We start from the raw sequence: 17,331 nt of genomic DNA, 5'->3' as shown, positions 1-17,331 counted from the left end.
CCTGTTGTTATCCCTCCGGCTGGTACTTATACCCTACGCCATAGACAGAACGGATGATCTCCAGCTCCGGAAGCGCTTCGTGGATCTTCTTGCGCAGCTTTTTGATGTGGCTGTCTACGGTGCGCTCCGAGACGATGCGGTTGTCGCGATACATGTGATCCATCAGCTGTTCGCGGCTGAAGATACGTCCTGGCGCCTGCATCATCACCCGCAGCAGTTGAAACTCCACCGCCGTTAGGCCTAAATCCTGCCCGTGGGCGAGCGCTTGCCAGCCGTCTTCGTTTAATACCACGGGGGCGTTTTGCACCTTGGTTGGGGCATCGGCGACTGCTTGGCTGCGGCGCAGCACCGCCTTCACCCGGGCGACTACTTCCCGGGGGCTGAATGGCTTGCAGATGTAGTCATCGGCACCCAGCTCTAGCCCCAGCAAGCGATCCACCTCTTCTACCTTGGCGGTGACCATAATGATCGCAATGGTCGGCCACTTTTGACGTATTTCCCGGCTGAGGGTGAGGCCATCTTTGCCTGGCAGCATGATATCGAGGAGTACCAACGCAGGGGAGTGCTGCTCCAGCCACGGTATCACCTCATCGCCATGGCCCAGGGTGGTTACCTCAAAACCGTGGGTGGTTAAGTAGTCCGCCATTAGGCGGGCAATCTTCGGTTCGTCCTCGACAATCAGTAAAGAGGCAGCATGGGACATAAAGGTAGACTCGCTTAACAGTGAACGTGAAAGCATGGCTTAACGGTTCTTGTAATATCGGCTTTGGAGATATTAATCCCGGAAATACTAATCAGCAGCCAACAGAGGAAAACGCAGCGTCCAACGTAGCCCCCCTAGCGTTGAGATAGAGGGCGTTAGCGTTGCACCATGGGCATTGACCAGGGCGCTGGCAATGGAGAGTCCCAAGCCGCTGCCGCCGCTGGCACGGCTGCGCGAGCCTTCCACACGATAGAGCCGCTCGGTCAAGCGTGCTAGTTCTTCCTCCGGCACGCCCGGCGTGCTGTCTTCCCAGGTGACTACTGCCATCCCCTGTTGGGCGGTGAGCGTGACACGCAGCTCGCCCGGTGGTTGGGTGTAGGCGCAGCTGTTATCCAATAGGTTGTTCCACAGCTGGCGCAGGCGTTGGGCATCGCCACGAATCATAATGCCAGGCTCGATCTGGTCGGTCAGCGTTAAACCGCTTTCGACTAACCAGCGGTCGGCGTCGGTCAGGCGGCTGGCAAGGCAGTCGCTAAGATCCATCGGCGCCAACTGAATATCCAGCGCGCCAGCATCGCTTTGCGATAGCAAGCGTAAATCCGCCACTAAACGCTCTAGCTGCCCCACTTCCTGGGCGAGGGAGCTAAGGTTCTCCTGATTCAATGGACGAATCCCATCCTGCATGGCTTCGATTTCGCCGCGCAGCACCGCCAGCGGCGTGCGCAGCTCGTGGGCGGTATCAGAAACCCAGCGGGCGCGGGCATCGCGGCTGGCCTCCAGCGTTGCTGCCAATACGTTGAAGTCGCGTGCCAGGCGCGATAGCTCATCGCGACCGCGTTCAGGCAGTCGAGTGCGATAGTCGCCCTCGGTAAGCCGCAGCGTGGCGCCCGCCAGTGCCCGAGTGCGTCGCCCCAGCCACCAGGAGAGCCCGCCTGCCAGTAGCAGTGAGGCAACGCAGAGTGATATCACGATAAGCACCAAGTTACGCTGTTGGCGCTCAAGGAAGCGGCTCTCCATACGCTCCATCATTTCTCGGGGCGGCCGAAAACCCAGCGAGCCGATATCGGTATCGCCGCTGCGAAGGGTTAGCCAATGCCAACTGCCCGAACCTTCGCGCCCGCTCCTGGGGAGCACCACAAAACGGCCATCCGCTGCGCGCAGGGTGAAGTCCCGCGCCTCACCGAGTGGCGAAGGGCGGTCACTATGCTCCTGACCCAGTTCAAAGCGGACAATATACGGCCAGCGTTCCGGTGACTGCTCCAGCCATCCCCAGCTCTGCTGGGTTTCCCAGCGAGTCACGAGGCCGTCAGCCAGCAGTGTGGCACGGCGTTCCTGGGCCTGGTTGAGGTAGTCGAGAAAGCCGCGGTCAATACTGTACGAGACAGCAAGAAACATACTCGCTGAGATCGCTACATTGACGCTGAGAATAATCACGAACAGCTTGAGCCCCAGCCGAGAGGGGCGCCATTGACGTATGGCTGTGAGCAAGGCCATCAGTGGGCTCCTTCTTTTTGGCTAGGGTTTTTATCTAGTGTCGGTTGGCGTGGCGCGCTGAGCCGCTCGCGAACATTCTCCATGCCTAAATAGAGGCAGGGCACCAGGATCAGCAGTATCACTGTGGCGAAAAGCATACCGAAGCCGAGCGAGATCGCCATGGGGATCATAAAGCGCGCCTGTCTGGACGTTTCCAAGATCATCGGTGCCAGACCTAGAAAGGTCGTCAGCGTGGTCATCATTATCGGGCGTAAGCGGCGGGTGGCTGCTGCCACAATGGCTTCCCGGGCGGCCATGCCCTCACGGCGTTTGCGGTTGGCGTAATCAATCAGCACCAAGGCGTCGTTAATGACCACGCCTGAGAGCGCCAGCATACCCAGCAGGCTAATGATGGATAGCCCGAAGCCCATGATCATATGTCCAGCGACGGCACCAACAATGCCAAAGGGGATCGCGGCCAGCACCAGCAGTGGTTGTAGGTAGCTTCTAAACGGGATCGCCAGCAGTGCATAGAGCGCGGCAATCATTAACCACATGGAAGTTCTTAGCGTGGCTAAATTGTCGGCGGTATCCTGCTGACGGCCACCCATGCTGACTTCCAACCCCGGCCAGGTCGCTTCCAGACTGGGAAACTCCTCTTCCTGGAGCGTGGCGAGCACTTGATTGATGGCCACATCGCTTTCCGAGTCAGCGGTAACGGTAATAATCCGCCGCCCGTTAATGCGTTCAAGGCTGCTAGAGGCTTGGCTGATGGTAATGTCGGCCACTCGCGATAGCGGTACACTCAGCCCATCAGGTGTGCGCACCGGCATGCGGTAGAGCTCATTCAAACTGTCGCGGTTGTCGGTGGGTAAACGTACCTCAACGCTGATTTCGCTGCGCCCCACGTACTGTTCAAGCGCGGTGGCGCCCTGGAGTGGCCCGCGCAGGGCTTGGGCTAGATTATTACCCGTGAGCCCCAAGGCGCGGCCTTCGGCAGAAAGACGCATTTCTAACTGCGGTTTACCGTCACCAAGGCCGCTGTCGATATCTGTGAGGCCATAGCCGCCCAGCGTTTCCGCTAAGCGTTCGGCGGCGGCTTCCAGCACCTGAGTATCCGGGTGCGAAAGACGTAGGCTGAGTGCCGCGCCGCTACCGGGCCCGCCGACATCGGCTTCAAAACGAACCGACTGGGCGCCGAGTAAATCGCCGGTGAGATCACGCCACTCCCGGGCGATACGCGAGGGTGGCCACGCTTCCAGGCTCTCGCTGGCAATATCCAAACGCACTTCCAAACTTTCGCCATCTAAGCGGCTGCGTGAGCTGCTGAAGCTAAGTGTCTCTTCGCGCTCGCTGAGGGCATCGGCGGCGTCGAGCAACTGTTGGCTAAGCTCGCGGCTAACGTTGATATTGCTACCAATGGGCAGGGTGACCGTGGCCTGCACCTGATCCGATTCGACCCGTGGCATCAGGGAAAAGCCCAAACGCCCACTCATCGCCCAGGAGAGCGCGATCAACAGAATCGCGATGCCCAGCGAAACACTGAGCAGGCGCTGATTGAGGGCGCGTTGCAGGAACGGTTCGAACTGGTGATAAGTAAAGTGGTGCAGGCCCCCTGAAGGCGCTGGCGCAGTGCTTCAAGGGGACGCTGCCACGCCGGGGTTTGGCGCGGTTTGCGACTATGCGCCAGGTGAGCGGGTAGAATCACCAAGGCTTCCAGCCAGGAAATCAAGAATACCGTCACCACCACTACCGGCACGGTGGCAAAAATCAGCCCCAAAAAGCCGGGTAAAAATAGCAGCGGCAGGAAGGCGACGATATTGGACAGAATCGCAAAGGTTAGCGGCGTGGCAATTTCGCTAGCACCTTTGACCGCCGCATCGCGCAGTGAGTAACCCTCTTCCCGGTAGCTGTAGATATTCTCACCAACGATAATGGCGTCATCTACCACGATCCCCAGGGCGATAATAAAGGCGAACATCGACATCATATTGAGCGAGACGCCGATCCAGGGCAGAAACAGCATGGCACCCAGGAACGCCGTTGGAATGCCCAGGGTGACCCAGAACGCCAACCGCGCTTCCAAAAATAGCGCCATGAGTACCAATACCAGCGCTAGCCCCATCCAGGCGTTTTTTAACAGCAGGCTAAGACGATCTTCGTAAACTTCTGAGCTGTCGCGGGAAATATCCAGGCTGACGCCTTCTGGCATACCTGCGCGTAGGCGCTCAAGCTCACCGTTGACCGCTTCCGAAATACTGGTCGGGGTTTGATCACCAATCTGGTAAACATCCACAGAGAGACCGGGCTGGCCGTTATAAAACTCCTCTCGGTCGGTTTCGGCAAAGCCATCGCTGACTCTGGCGATCTCGCCCAGGGTAATCGGCGCCCCCTGGGTGCTGGTCAGAATCGGCAGCTCGGCAAAGGCCTCGGCGCTGTTACGCCGCCCCTGATAGCGAATCAGCCACTCACCTTCTTCCGTTGTGAGCTGGCCACTAGCGAGGTCAAGGGCTTCTTCGGCAATGCGGTTGGCAAGTTCCTGGTGATCAAGGCCATAGCGCTCGATGGCCTCTTCGTCCAAGTGGACTTGAATCTCTCGCTCGCGGTTGCCGGATAGCTCCGCACGGGAGATGCCGGGAGTGGCTTGCAGTTCACCGCGCACGTCTTCGGCCGCGTTGTGCAGTGCTTCCAGACCGACTTGGCCGTAAACCTGTAGGCTCAACACGCTGCGGGAGCGCCCCGCGAGGGTAAAGTGCGGTGGATCGGCAGCGCTAGGGAGAGTTGTGATGGCGTTCACCGCCTGCTGGATATCCTGATAGGCGCGCATCACATCCACACCATCAATCAGCGTTGCGTTGACGCTGGCACTGCCTTCGCTGGCCGTCGCGGTCAGCTCGTCGATGCCCTCTACATCGGCAATCGCGGCTTCCACCGGTAGCAGCAGGCTCTGTTCCACATCCTCCGGCGTGGCGCCAGGGTAGCTGATAGTGACTTGCACGACTTCGATGTCGAATTCAGGGAACACTTCCTTCTTAATCGCTAGCGACGCCATTAGGCCGCCGACGATAAACAGCACCATCAATAAGTTGGGGGCTACCCCGTGATCTACCATCCAAGCCAATGGGCCGCGTGGTACCTTCATGATTCATCTCCCGGTCCATCTCCTGCTTGAGCCGGGGTGTCGTTGGGGTGACGAATGCGCACTAGCTGGCCTTCTCTGGGCTGGGCCAAGCCCGCGGTGACGACCTGCTGGCCGGTTTCCAAGCCGCCACGAATCAAAGCATCATCTTCCCCGCGATAAGCCAGGGTGACCGGCGTTCGGCGTAAACGATTCTCTTCATCTACCCGCCACGCTACGTCACCCGGGCGGAGAGCCGCAGAAGGTAGTGAAATAAGCTGCTCCTGAATAGCCGGTTGAAAAGAGCGCGCAGGACATCGCCCAGGCGCAGGGCAGGGCCGTCGGTCTCTAGGGCGAGCGGGTCGTTAACCGCAATCAACAGCTGTGCCTGCAGGCCATTCTCTTCAAGGCTGGGTAGCATTGAGACCAGGAGTCCTTCGCGTGTGGCGCCTTCGGGCCAGCCGCGGCTGGTTAACGTAACGCTGCTACCCGCTTCCAGCCACTCCGTCCACTCGCTGGAAGCGAGGCGCGCACCCAAAACTGCTCAACGCCCACCAAGTGGACTACTTCTGTACCCTGACTGAGCAGGCTGCCGGCGCCGACCAGGCGCTCTTGCACCATGGCCCGCCAGGGAGCAGTGAGAGTGGCGCGTTCCACATTCAGAGCCGCTTGGTCGCGGGCCACTCGTGCTTGGGTGACTTGGGCCTGTGCTTGGCGCAGCTGCGGTTCGCGTAGTACCAGTGACCGCCGCTCTGCTGAGAGCTGACGACCAAAAGATTCGTACTCGCTGCGGGCGCGTTGCTGCTCCGCCTGCTCTAGCGCCAGCTGCGCTTGAGCATTGGCTAGTTGCGCCTCAGCATCTTCAAGGCTCAGTGCCAGGTCGGCTTGATCAATATAGGCCACAGGGGCTTGCTGCTCGACCACCTGACCGGGCACAACGTTATCAGCAAAACGCTCCAATTGGCCCGCTACACGGCTGGCCAGCATCGTCTCCTGCTCTGCTTCAACACGCCCAAAAGCGTACAGGTTGGGTGCCTGGGAACTAGCGCTCACCGTGACGACGTCTACCACACTAGGCAGAGGCTCAGGCGGTGGGGTACGCTCTATACGCGGTGGTTGAGTAATGATCCACCAAGCAAGGGCCAATGTGGTAATAAGAATCAATAATGCGACCACAGCACCCAAACGAATGCGGCCATGTTGATTCGTAGCGTAATAGCGAGAAAGAGTCATTACCGCGCGTCATCCATTGGGAGCGAAAATTCCAGAAAAATAAGCGTATGATGCTAGGGTTTGTACGAAAAGTCGCCGAGCGAAGGCTAGATAAGGCAAAAATCAACGAAAAAAGGATCGGATTCGCGTGCGAATTTACGGGTGTAAATGAGCATTTTGATCGGACTCGCGCACGAGTTGATTTTTAACGCCGTATTGGCGAGCGCAGTCAGTTTTCGTACAAAGCCCAGCATCGCGCATTGTTAAGCAGCCATTAGTCAAAAAATGTGCAAATAACATGCAACTGCCACTTAACCAGGCTTTCTTACAGCTAGATTTTCTTACAATTGGGTTCTCTTACAAATTGGCTTTCATTCACTTGGCTTTCTCTCACTTGAAAGCAATAGACTGACTGGTCTACTTTAGGCATATGAAAAATACTGCAACGCGCGACAAATTAATCGATAGCGGCGCCCAGCTGATTAGTCAGCAAGGCTACAACGCAACGGGCATTAATGCCGTTTTAAAAACCTGCGGTGTGCCTAAAGGCTCTTTCTATCACTACTTTTCCAGCAAAGAAGATTTCGGGTTGGCGGTGATCGAGCGTTTTGCCGCCAGCTATGATGAAACGTTGATGGCGCTGCTGGAAGATAATGACACGCCGCCGCTTGAGCGTCTAAAACGTTACTTCGCGGCTGGCCGTGAGCATATGCACGAGTGCGACCACGCCACGGGCTGTTTGATTGGCAACCTTGGCCAAGAGCTTTCGGGGCAGAGCGATACCTTCCGCGATGCGCTAAATCTAGTCTTTCAGCGCTGGGAGCAGCGTTTTGTGCGCTGCCTGGAAGATGCCCAGACGCGGGGAGATATTGCCACCCATTCGCCCCCAGAAGCGCTCGCCAGCTTTATTCTTACCGGCTGGGAAGGCGCTATTCTACGCGCGCCAAGACGTTGAAATCCGTCGAGCCCATGGAACACTTTGAAAAGATTCTGTTCCAGCAAGTGCTGGTGCCTTCCTCTTAACGCTTACACACTTAAACATCCGTGCTCTAGTGACGAGCTCTGAAGTGATGCTCATCAGCGGCCACATCGTTTCGAGTGGCGGCTATTAGAGCGTCATCAAGTGAAGGGTCGTCCAGTGTTATTAAACCGCACTGTGCCAGCGCTTCGCGCAGGCTGACCTGTTCATCCAGGCGTTGATACACCACCCGCACACAGCAGGGCATGCGTTCACTGTTATCCGCCACGCCTATTTTTAAGCCGGTCAAACGCGTCACTTGGCTCTGAAAACTCGGAAACAGAATCGTCTGAGTGATTTCATGGCCGTTAAGGGTTTCGTGGTCGACCAAAAGAGTCGATCCGCAAGCTTAACCGCGGTACCTACATAACGATTGTGACACGGTCGAGAGCCGGGCGTGGTCTGCATCCGCTCGGTGCGCTGATAGACCACGCCACCTTCCCGTGCTTCCAGGCACACCAAAGTTCGCATTAACTGCCCCGGTCGCGACATTGAGTGATAAAGCTCAAAGTAACGGCCAATATAGCGCTCCATGCCTTCGCTGCCGCGCTGAACCAGCGCGTTAGGCCAAGGCAGCGTTGCTGGGGTTGCTTCTCTATTGAGCTGGCCGGTTTGTACCAGAGCACGAAAATCATGATGGGGTAGCGCGATATCCTCAGTGGTGACGCCGAAAAAGTGGCAAATGCGCTGAAGAGCGGCGTGGCTGGGCGGTAGCGCCCACTCAGGTAGCGGTTAAACTGAGCACGGTTGATCGTTAAACGCCGACAAACCTCTGCAATAGACGGGTAGTAGCTGCAGAGCAGGCGCAGGTTGGCCACAAAATCGTCATGCATGGGGTGACTCGATTCTCTTGGTGTCGTGGCTGCCTAATGTGATGGTTCACGCCTCAGAGTGCAACGGCCTTGTGCCAGGGCCGTCGCGCCCATTAAGCAATTTTTTGTTTAAAAACCTTCCAAGACCAGTTTGCCGATCGTGCGGTTGCTCTCAATAAGGGCGTGCGCGCGTTTTAGATTCTCAGCATTAATGGGGCCTAACACCTCGCCTAAGGTGGTTGTTAGCCTTCCATCATCGACCATGGCCGCCACTTCTGTGAGCAGATCGTGCTGCTTGGCAAGATCGTCGGTGGTGAATAACGGGCGGGTAAACATCAGCTCCCAATGCAGCGAAAGGCTTTTCACTTTGAGCTTCCGCACATCGATCAGTTCCGGGTCATCAATCAGTGCCAATTTGCCCTGAGGCTTAAGGCTTCAACAATGGCCTCAAAGTGGTGATCGGTTTGGTTAAGGCTGATCACCATATCCACCCCGTCAAAGCCTGCCACTTTAAGCGTCTGATCAAGTGGTTGGTGGTGGTCAATCACTGCGTCCGCGCCTAGCGACTTCACCCAGGATTGGCTTTCGGGCCGAGACGCCGTACCAATAACAGTAATATCGGTGAGCTGTTTGGCAAGTTGCACAAGGATTGAGCCCACGCCCCCCGCTGCGCCAATCACCAACAGGCTTTTGCCTTGGGTATCGCGCATGCCCAGCTCTAGCCGGTCAAACAGCAGTTCCCAAGCGGTAATGGCGGTTAATGGAAGCGCAGCGACTTCAGTGTCAGAAAGGCTTTTTGGCGCTAGGCTGGCGATGCGCTCATCGACCAGTTGAAACTCGGCGTTAGAGCCTTGGCGAGCAACGTTACCCGCATACCACACCCGGTCACCTGGCTGAAAACGCGTAACGGCGCTGCCAACGGCATCCACAATGCCTACAGCATCGTACCCAAGTACGCGCGGCTCGCCGGTTTTCGGCAAGGCGCTGTTGCGCACTTTGGCATCAACGGGGTTTACGGAAATGGCGCTAACCGCAACACGAATATCGTGGGCTTCTGGTGTTGGGATCGGTAACTCAATCTCTTGAAGTGCATCAGGATGATCAATAGGCAGACTTTGGGTAAAGGCAATCGCTTTCATAATGGGGAGTCTCGTGAGTTGTCGTTGCGCCATCATGCCTGGATGTTGTTTTGCTAAAAAGAGGGGTAATCTTGCTAACAGTTTCTAATAAATTTTGAAGATAGCAGGCGCCAGGGGGGCTAATGCGTGTCGATGATCTAAAAGTGCTGACCTATGCCGCCGAGTACGGCAGCCTTTCTGCCGCTGCGCGGGAGTTAGCGATTACTCCAGCGGTGGCCAGTGTGGCCATCAAACGTTTGGAAGACGCGCTAGGCACACGGCTATTGGTGCGCTCTACCCGCAGTTTGCGGCTAACCACCGCGGGCGCACACTACCTTGTGCACGCTAAAGCGGCGCTCAATGCTCTCAACCAAGGCGAGAAAGAACTTCACCGCGAGCGCCAAGAGATCGCTGGAGAGCTCAGTCTTGCCATGCCTTCCGACCTGGGTCGCAATGTGCTGCTGGGCTGGTTGGACACCTTTATGGCCCAGCACCGCGTTGCATTTACGCCTGCGAGTAAGTGACCGCGTGAGTGACCTGTTCCGCCAACCGTAGAAATCGCCCTGCGATACGGCGTTCCGGAAGACTCCAGCCTCGTCGCATTGCCGCTTAAAAGCGATAACTATCGCGTGGTATGTGCCTCTCCAGACTATATTACGCGTCATGGCAGTCCTGCTTACCCGACGATTTACACCAGCACAAACTGTCTGTGTTTCGTGCTTGGCGAACGTGTTATAACCAGTGGAAGTTCGGGAGTGACAACATCAACGTAAAAGGCAATCGGGTGAGCGACGATGCCGATTGTGTGCGGCGCTGGGCATGGCTGGCGAGGGCATTGCTTACAAGTCACGGCTAGACGTTGAAGAAGATCTTCGAAATGGTCGCCTAGTGGCAATGCTGGAGGAGTTTCCCTGCGAGCCAACGCCGCTTTACTTGTGTGCCCTCATCGCCTTTCATTGACGCCTGCCGTGATAGCGTTAAAAGACTTCTTATTCAGCAGTTAAAAGGTTACAGCCGCTAGCGACTGAGGTCAGGGTTTAACATCAACTTGTATTGCGAATCACTGATATAGGCGTTTATAAAAGGGTTACGCGATTACGTTGTGTTAGTTACATTGCCAGCAGACCAGGAGACACCATGTTTCATGGGTTTGAAAAACAAAACACGCCACGTTAATGGCGTCGAGATCGCTTTTCGAATGGGTGGCAGAGGCCCGGCACTGCTACTGCTTCATGGCCACCTCAGACCCACGTGATTTGGCACAAAGTGGCAGAAGAACTTGCCCCATATTTCACCATTATCGCCGCGGATCTGCGCGGATACGGTGACAGCAGTAAACCCGACGATGATCCTGAGCATCTAAATTACTCCAAGCGCGCTATGGCGCAGGATATGGCTGAGCTAATGAGCGCGCTGGGTTTCGAGCGTTTAAAGTGCTGGCCCATGATCGCGGCGCGCGGGTCGCCCACCGTTTAGGTGTTGACCACGCTGAACGCGTAGAGCGCATGGTGCTATTGGATATCGCCCCGACGCTTGCCAGTATCGCGGCACCAACGAGGCCTTTGCACGCAGTTACTGGCACTGGTTCTTCTTGATTCGGCCTCAGCCGCTGCCGGAAATGCTGATCCAGAGCGATCCCGCCCAATATCTGAAAAGCGTAATGGGTGCCCGCAGTGCCGGTATGGCGCCTTTCTCCTCAGAAGCCCTGGCCGAATATGAGCGCTGCTTGTCGCTCCCCGGTACCGCCACCGGCATTTGCGGCGACTACCGCGCCAGCGCCACGATTGATTTAGCGCACGATCAGGCAGATATCGACGCGGGTGTAAAACTCACCTGCCCGATAAAAGTGATGTGGGGCGCTGAAGGCGCTATTGAAGCCTGCTTCGATGCTTTAAGCGAGTGGCAAAAAGTCGCCACCGATGTAGACGGCAAAGCGCTGCCTTGCGGCCACTACATCGCTGAGGAAGTTCCCAAAATGCTGCTTGAGGAAGCGCTGTCGTTTCTATGCAAGAAAGGATGACAATAGTGTTTAGATAAACCGATCATAGCCTGGCGGCAGATCGGTTTATTTATTTCCGTCTTTAACGCTCGATACTGCTAACAATAAGCGCCGCATTGACGCCACCAAAACCGAATCCGTTGCACAATACATGCTTAGTGATGTGCTTATGATGAGTCGCCGTGACGAAGGTTAAATCCTGCATATCATCATCGCAGTGCTCAAGATTGATGGTGGGCGGAAGTTGCTGCGTATTGGCTGCCAATACAGAGAAAATACTCTCTATGCCCCTGCTGCGCCTAAGAGATGGCCTGTGGCGGCTTTCGTTGCCGAAATAGGAATGGCGGGCAAGCGCTCACCGAATACATTACGCAATGAGGCAATTTCAGCCCGGTCGCCAACGGGTGTCGAGGTGGCGTGGGCATTGATGTGGTCAATAGCATCAGTAGATAGGTTCGCCATGCCTAGCGCCGCTTGAATCGCTGCCGCTGCGCCGGCCCCATCCTTTGGGCCTGCCGTTAGATGATAGGCATCTGCGCTGGTGCCGTAGCCGCTAATCACCGCTAACGGCGTTGCACCCCGCGCGACCGCATGCTCAAGCGTTTCGATCACCATAACGCCAGCGCCTTCTCCCATCACAAAACCGTTACGGGCTTTATCAAAGGGTCTGGACGCGCGTTCAGGGTTGTCTGCTTCTGTGGAAACGGCCTTTAGAGCGTTAAAGCTGGCCAGTGAAAGCGGGTCAATACATGCCTCGGCGCCGCCGACGAGGGCTACATCGGCTTCTCCATTGCGTATGATGCGCATACCGTCGCCAATGGCCTGTAGACCTGCCGCGCAAGCCGTTACTGGGCACCCAGTGGGCCTTGAAAACCATAGCGAATGGACAGATTGCCCGCAGCCAAATTGGCTAGAAAGGCGGGCACCGTGAAGGGGGAAAGTTTGCGATAGCCGCGCTCAGAAAGGGTTTTTTGAGCTTGTGTAATGGTAGGGAAGCCGCCAATGCCAGAACCGATAATGGTGGCCGTTCTGCGTTTCTGAGCCTGCTCAACGGGAAACCAGTTGGCCTGTGACAGTGCCTCTTTGGCTGCCGCCAATGCGTAGAGGCTGAACAAGTCCATTTTGCGCTGCTCTTTGGGGTCGGCTATCTCATCCAGGTCAATACCGCCGCTGGGGTCGTGGTTAATGCTCGGCACCACCCCGGCAATTTTGATCGGGATATTGCTGGTGTCAAAGCGGTCAATGGTGCTGATGCCAGACTGGCCGTCAACCAGTCGCTGCCAACTTTTATTGACGCTGTTGCCTAGCGGGCTGACCATACCCATGCCGGTAATCACGATAGGTGAGTGCATAGTGGCTCCTAATTTATTGATATGGTCACCCTAGCAATGGGCACTATATGATCAAGATAATATTTAGCTGACGAGGTAGATATGCCTTATCCCAAGAGCCATAAATCGAAAACCAAAGAGCGCATTTTGGCTTCGGCGACAGAGCTATTCAGCCGCAATGGGTTTCAAAAGGTATCGATTGGCCAGATCATGAAGCTAGCCAAGATGACGCATGGCGCTTTTTATGCACATTTCGCTTCCAAAGAGGCCCTTTACAATGAGTCTGTTCGCCTAACCATTGATAACAGCCGGGCGGCCAGGCTGGTAAAAGGCCCACTTTCGTTACAACATCTAACCGAATTAGTCGCCAACTACTGCAATCTCCAAGAGTTGGAAGCTAAGCATAAGCCGGGGCCTGAAGCGGTACTGTTCAACGAAATAGGCAGTGAAAAAGCCGAAATCCGCACCCTGTTTGAAGCGTCATATATGAGTATGAAAAAGATGCTTGAAACGCGATTGATAGCGCTGAGTAAGCTGAAACAACTTCCCTTTGCCGATGACCGCAAAGCGATTGCTGATAAATCCCGGGTCATATTGGCCTCCCTGGTAGGGGCCGTCGCCATTGCCAAAAGTTTGCCGGGGGAGGTGGAGCGAAAGCAGGTGTTGGTAGCCACACAACGCCAGATTTTGCTGATGCTCGGGGTCAGCGAAGCTGAGGCGGAGCGTATGATGCAAGCTCAATAGTTCGTGAAGAGAACCCCGAGTTGCTGCTGTAGTAAGAACAACCATTTTTGCACGACATGTGGTAGATGATTTGGGAGACTGACCAAGACGAAGCGGGTAAAAAACTGGATAATGGGCCGCAATTCGCCTACTGCCTACTGCTAGGCAAACTCATTGCTCCGGATGCCCGCTCATGGAAATCAAAGTTAACTATCTCGACAACCTCCGCTTGGAGGCTAAGTTCGACGATTTTACGGTTATCTCCGACCAGCCGATTCGCTACAAAGGTGACGGCTCGGCACCGGGGCCGTTTGACTACTTTCTGGCATCGTCTGCCATGTGTGCGGCCTACTTTGTAAAGGTGTACTGCAACGCCCGCGATATTCCTACCGAAAATATTCGCCTGTCACAAAACAACATCGTCGACCCGGAAGATCGCTATAAACAGATTTTCAAAATCCAGGTCGAGCTGCCTGAAGATATTTCTGAAAAAGACCGCCAGGGCATTCTGCGCTCCATTGACCGCTGCACGGTCAAGAAAGTGGTACAAACTGGCCCTGATTTCCAAATCGAGACGGTAGAAAACATTGATGAGGACGCCCAGGCGCTGCTGATGGGCGCACCGGAAGGCGGCAGTACCTACATCGAGGGTAAAGACCTGCCGCTGGAGCAGACCATTGCCAATATGAGCGCGATCCTTGCTGACCTGGGCATGAAGATCGAAATCGCCTCCTGGCGTAATATCGTGCCTCATGTTTGGTCACTGCATATTCGCGATGCGGCCTCCCCCATGTGCTTTACCAACGGCAAAGGCGCGACCAAAGAGAGTGCGCTGTGTTCGGCGTTGGGCGAGTTTATCGAACGTCTGAGCTGCAACTTCTTCTATAACGACCAGTTCTTTGGCGAAGAGATGGCGGGCAGCGCCTTTGTTCACTACCCCAATGAGAAGTGGTTCAAGCCAGGGCCGAATGACGAGCTCCCCGAAGGGATTCTCGATGAACACTGCCTTGATATCTACAACCCCGAAGGCGAGCTGTGCGGCTCGAATCTGATTGATACCAACTCTGGCCGCGAAGACCGGGGCATTGTCTCACTGCCGTTTGTGCGCCAAAGCGACGGTGAAACGATCTATTTCCCCTCCAATTTGATCGAAAACCTGTTCCTGAGTAACGGCATGAGTGCGGGCAACACTCTGGTGGAAGCCCAGGTGCAGTGTCTGTCGGAAATTTTCGAACGGGCAGTGAAGCGTGAAATCCTTGAGCAGGAGCTAACCCTGCCGGATGTACCGCAGGAAGTGTTAGCAAAGTACCCAAGCATAGTAGAGGGTATTAACGCTCTGGAAGCCCAGGGGTTCCCAGTGTTGGTCAAAGATGCCTCCATGGGCGGGCAGTTCCCGGTGATGTGCGTCACCTTGATGAACCCGCGCACCGGCGGCGTGTTTGCCTCCTTTGGTGCCCACCCAAGCTTTGAAGTGGCGCTGGAACGCAGCTTGACCGAGCTGCTACAAGGCCGAAGTTTCGAAGGCCTGAACGATCTGCCGCTGCCCACTTTTAACTCACAGACGGTTTCCGAGCCCAACAACTTCGTTGAGCACTTTATCGACTCGGTGGGCGTGGTCTCCTGGCGCTTCTTTAGCGCCAAGCCCGATTTTGAATTCAGCGAGTGGGACTTCTCCGGCAGCAACGAGGAAGAAGCCGAGACACTGTTTGGTATCTTTGAAGAGCTGGGTGCCGAAGTGTATATGGCGGTACACGAAGACCTGGGCGCGCCGGTGTGCCGAATTCTGGTGCCGGGCTACTCGGAGGTATATCCCATCGAAGATCTGATCTGGGATAACACCAATAAGGCGCTGGATTACCGCGAGGATATTCTTAATCTGCATCGCCTCGACGATGATCAACTGACTGACCTGGTCGAGCGGCTGGAAGAGAGCCAGATGGATGACCACACCGATATCATCACGCTGATCGGTATCGAGTTTGATGAAAACACCGAGTGGGGCCAACTGACGATTTTGGAACTGAAGCTATTAGTCTACCTGGCGCTTGGCCGTCACGAAGAAGCGCTGGACTGTGTGCAGATGTTCCTGCAGTACAACGACAACACCGTCGAGCGCGGCCTGTTCTATCAAGCAGTGAACGCGGTGCTGGAAATTGTGCTGGATGATGAGCTGGAGCTTGAAGATTATCTGCATAACTTCCAGCGCATGTTCGGCGAAGCCACCATGGTGGCGGTGGTTGGTTCAGTGAGTGGCGAGGTACGTTTCCACGGCCTAACGCCCACTAACATGCAGTTAGAAGGCCTAGAGCGCCACCAGCGCTTGATTGAAAGCTATAAAAAGCTCCACGCTGCTCGGGCGGCAAAAGCGGGCATCTAAGCATTATCCAAAAATGATGGTCGTTAACTGCTGGCGTTACGGCGCCAGTAGAGAAGCCAGTTTGCTCCGTACAGTCGGTCTAATCAGCAGAGTGGAACCAGGATTGGTGACTGAGGAATTCGATTAACTCGCTGCGAAACAGCTTGGCCCGCGCTGAAAGGCTTCGCCGGTAGGGCCATACCAGGAAAATTTCCCTGTTGAGCCCCTGCCACTCAGGCAGTACTCGGATTAACTCCCCCGTTTGTAGGCTGTTGGCCACCATGCTGGTAGGCATCAAGGAAACGCCGGCGCCCGATTGGGTGAGATTCAGCACAATACTCATGTCGTTACTGATGTGAAAATGGCTTTTGCGGCAAGTGTACTGACTGCCTTCCCTGTGCGTGAGATGCCAGTCGCTAAACATTTTGGCGGCCACGCTGGGGCACGCTTCTAACTCATCAATCTTACTGGGAAGAGGATGCATCATGGTGGGTGATGCCACCAATATGAGCTCTATATAGCCCAGGTATTTCTGGATCAGCGTATCGTCTTTTTGTGGCCCAGAGCGTAGTGCAATATCCGCTTGTTGGCCGCGAATGTCGGCTACGTTGTTGTCCAGCTCGATGGTCAGCGAAATCTCAGGGTAGCGATGGATAAAGTGACGCCAAAATGCATCTAGCGGTCCGCTGCCCAAATTGACCGGCGCCATAATTTTCAACGGCCCGCTTAGGCTATGCAGCGTTTGATCCAGATCCAAAATGCGCTGATCTAGTGCGAGCACCAATTCCTCACATTCGCGGTAGTAGGATTCGCCGTGAGGCGTCAACGTCAACCCCTTGGTTGAGCGATAGAGCAACTCAACGCCTAGCGTGGCTTCTAATGCGCTTATACGCCTCGACACGGTGGCAATAGTCATCTTCAACGATGCCGCCGCAGCCGTGAGACTGCGTTGATTAGCGGCCACGATAAAGATATTTAGGTCATCTAACGAGGGTTTTCGCATTTTGCAATTCTGTAAAATTGATTCTCATATATTGGCATATATTACCGTTATAGATGTTTGTTAATCTACCTGCACTTATACATCATCCTTAGGTACTCTCATGAAACATAGAATTATCTTCGCTATTCTCATGTCGTTTACGCTATCGCTAATTATGTCTGCCTGGGTGACCTACGTGAATATCGGCATGCATGCTGATTTTGTTGGCATCTGGATGCACGCTTGGTTTCTTGCCTGGCCAGCCGCTGGGATCATTGCGTTTATCAGCGGCCCCTTTATCCATAAGTTAGCCCACCGCATTGCCGAGAAGGTCTGACGGCTTGCCTGATGCACTATGGTGCACCCACTGATGCAGCGAGTGCACACAACTGCACCGCTGCGCCAAATTTAATCCTGCCCCACACTTGGTAAAACGTTCTCCGCGGCGCGAATTCCACAAGCGCGATAACAAACGACGCGAATTCA

The 17,331-nt window shown here is 55.4% G+C and carries 11 protein-coding genes and 7 pseudogenes; 6 read left to right on the top strand and 12 right to left on the bottom strand.

All coding sequences use genetic code 11. The features are described 5' to 3' along the window. Positions 1–7: 7 nt before the first annotated feature. The 6 genes and pseudogenes from FDY98_RS24650 to FDY98_RS29120 all read right to left on the bottom strand — a co-directional run bounded on the left by FDY98_RS24650 (position 8) and on the right by FDY98_RS29120 (position 6,527). Positions 8–703 (bottom strand): response regulator, encoded by a 696-nt coding sequence (locus FDY98_RS24650; RefSeq protein ID WP_027958065.1) that lies wholly within the window; start codon positions 701–703, stop codon positions 8–10. Between the two features lie 87 nt (positions 704–790). After that, a complete protein-coding gene (locus tag FDY98_RS24645) occupies positions 791–2,197 on the bottom strand; it encodes an ATP-binding protein (RefSeq protein WP_027958064.1) in 1,407 nt (468 codons plus the stop codon). After that, positions 2,197–5,318 (bottom strand): annotated as a pseudogene (locus FDY98_RS24640) (efflux RND transporter permease subunit). Before FDY98_RS24640 ends, FDY98_RS24645 begins: the two are co-directional and overlap by 1 nt. Then, positions 5,315–5,455, bottom strand: a complete 141-nt coding sequence (locus FDY98_RS29130; RefSeq protein WP_340147001.1) for a hypothetical protein — start codon at positions 5,453–5,455, stop codon at positions 5,315–5,317. Before FDY98_RS29130 ends, FDY98_RS24640 begins: the two are co-directional and overlap by 4 nt. A gap of 74 nt (positions 5,456–5,529) precedes the next feature. Continuing rightward, positions 5,530–5,832 carry a hypothetical protein gene (locus tag FDY98_RS29125; protein WP_340147000.1) on the bottom strand — a complete coding sequence of 101 codons (303 nt, stop codon included), beginning with the start codon at positions 5,830–5,832 and terminating at the stop codon, positions 5,530–5,532. Beyond that, the gene (locus tag FDY98_RS29120) at positions 5,766–6,527 is read right to left on the bottom strand and encodes an efflux RND transporter periplasmic adaptor subunit (protein ID WP_340146999.1); all 762 of its coding nucleotides are present in this window, start codon (positions 6,525–6,527) and stop codon (positions 5,766–5,768) included. Before FDY98_RS29120 ends, FDY98_RS29125 begins: the two co-directional genes overlap by 67 nt. Before the next feature lie 409 nt (positions 6,528–6,936). Between FDY98_RS29120 and FDY98_RS24630 the strand changes: the two are divergent. Further along, positions 6,937–7,529 (top strand): annotated as a pseudogene (locus FDY98_RS24630) (TetR family transcriptional regulator C-terminal domain-containing protein). Between the two features lie 26 nt (positions 7,530–7,555). On the opposite strand, the pseudogene FDY98_RS24625 reads toward FDY98_RS24630, so the two are convergent. Both FDY98_RS24625 and FDY98_RS24620 read right to left on the bottom strand, forming a co-directional pair. Beyond that, positions 7,556–8,357 (bottom strand): annotated as a pseudogene (locus FDY98_RS24625) (helix-turn-helix domain-containing protein). A gap of 108 nt (positions 8,358–8,465) precedes the next feature. Beyond that, a pseudogene (locus FDY98_RS24620) lies at positions 8,466–9,475 on the bottom strand (zinc-binding alcohol dehydrogenase family protein). A gap of 122 nt (positions 9,476–9,597) precedes the next feature. On the opposite strand from FDY98_RS24620, the pseudogene FDY98_RS24615 reads away from it, so the two are divergent. Further along, positions 9,598–10,458: pseudogene (locus FDY98_RS24615) on the top strand (LysR family transcriptional regulator). A gap of 133 nt (positions 10,459–10,591) precedes the next feature. Next, a pseudogene (locus FDY98_RS24610) lies at positions 10,592–11,474 on the top strand (alpha/beta fold hydrolase). Positions 11,475–11,535: 61 nt separating this feature from the next. Here the strand turns inward: FDY98_RS24610 and FDY98_RS29115 are convergent. The 3 genes and pseudogenes from FDY98_RS29115 to FDY98_RS29105 form a co-directional block, all read right to left on the bottom strand. Beyond that, complete coding sequence (locus tag FDY98_RS29115) at positions 11,536–11,718, bottom strand: hypothetical protein (RefSeq protein WP_340146998.1); 183 nt, start codon at positions 11,716–11,718, stop codon at positions 11,536–11,538. Positions 11,719–11,735: 17 nt separating this feature from the next. Next, the gene (locus FDY98_RS29110; protein ID WP_340147104.1) at positions 11,736–12,068 is read right to left on the bottom strand and encodes a hypothetical protein; all 333 of its coding nucleotides are present in this window, start codon (positions 12,066–12,068) and stop codon (positions 11,736–11,738) included. A gap of 33 nt (positions 12,069–12,101) precedes the next feature. After that, positions 12,102–12,772 (bottom strand): annotated as a pseudogene (locus tag FDY98_RS29105) (beta-ketoacyl synthase N-terminal-like domain-containing protein); the annotation flags it as partial. A 114-nt stretch (positions 12,773–12,886) separates the two neighbouring features. Here FDY98_RS29105 and FDY98_RS24600 point away from each other — a divergent pair. Together FDY98_RS24600 and FDY98_RS24595 are read left to right on the top strand one after the other, a co-directional pair. Beyond that, a complete protein-coding gene (locus tag FDY98_RS24600; protein ID WP_027958059.1) occupies positions 12,887–13,528 on the top strand; it encodes a TetR/AcrR family transcriptional regulator in 642 nt (213 codons plus the stop codon). 172 nt (positions 13,529–13,700) lie between these two features. Further along, positions 13,701–15,884 (top strand): OsmC domain/YcaO domain-containing protein, encoded by a 2,184-nt coding sequence (locus FDY98_RS24595; RefSeq protein ID WP_027958058.1) that lies wholly within the window; start codon positions 13,701–13,703, stop codon positions 15,882–15,884. 79 nt (positions 15,885–15,963) lie between these two features. On the opposite strand, the gene FDY98_RS24590 is transcribed toward FDY98_RS24595, so the two are convergent. Beyond that, entirely contained in the window at positions 15,964–16,866 is a 903-nt protein-coding gene (locus FDY98_RS24590; RefSeq protein ID WP_027958057.1) for a LysR family transcriptional regulator, read from the bottom strand. A 100-nt stretch (positions 16,867–16,966) separates the two neighbouring features. On the opposite strand from FDY98_RS24590, the gene FDY98_RS24585 reads away from it, so the two are divergent. Next, positions 16,967–17,182, top strand: coding sequence for a DUF2798 domain-containing protein (locus tag FDY98_RS24585; protein WP_022522320.1), 216 nt, complete (start codon positions 16,967–16,969; stop codon positions 17,180–17,182). The last annotated feature ends 149 nt before the right edge of the window (positions 17,183–17,331 follow it).

It is taken from the genome of Halomonas sp. PA16-9, assembly GCF_009728585.1.
Taxonomy (GTDB): Bacteria; Pseudomonadota; Gammaproteobacteria; order Pseudomonadales; family Halomonadaceae; genus Vreelandella; species Vreelandella titanicae.
The sequence above is the reverse complement of the archived record's forward strand: the minus strand, read 5'-3'. Positions and strand labels throughout refer to the sequence as shown.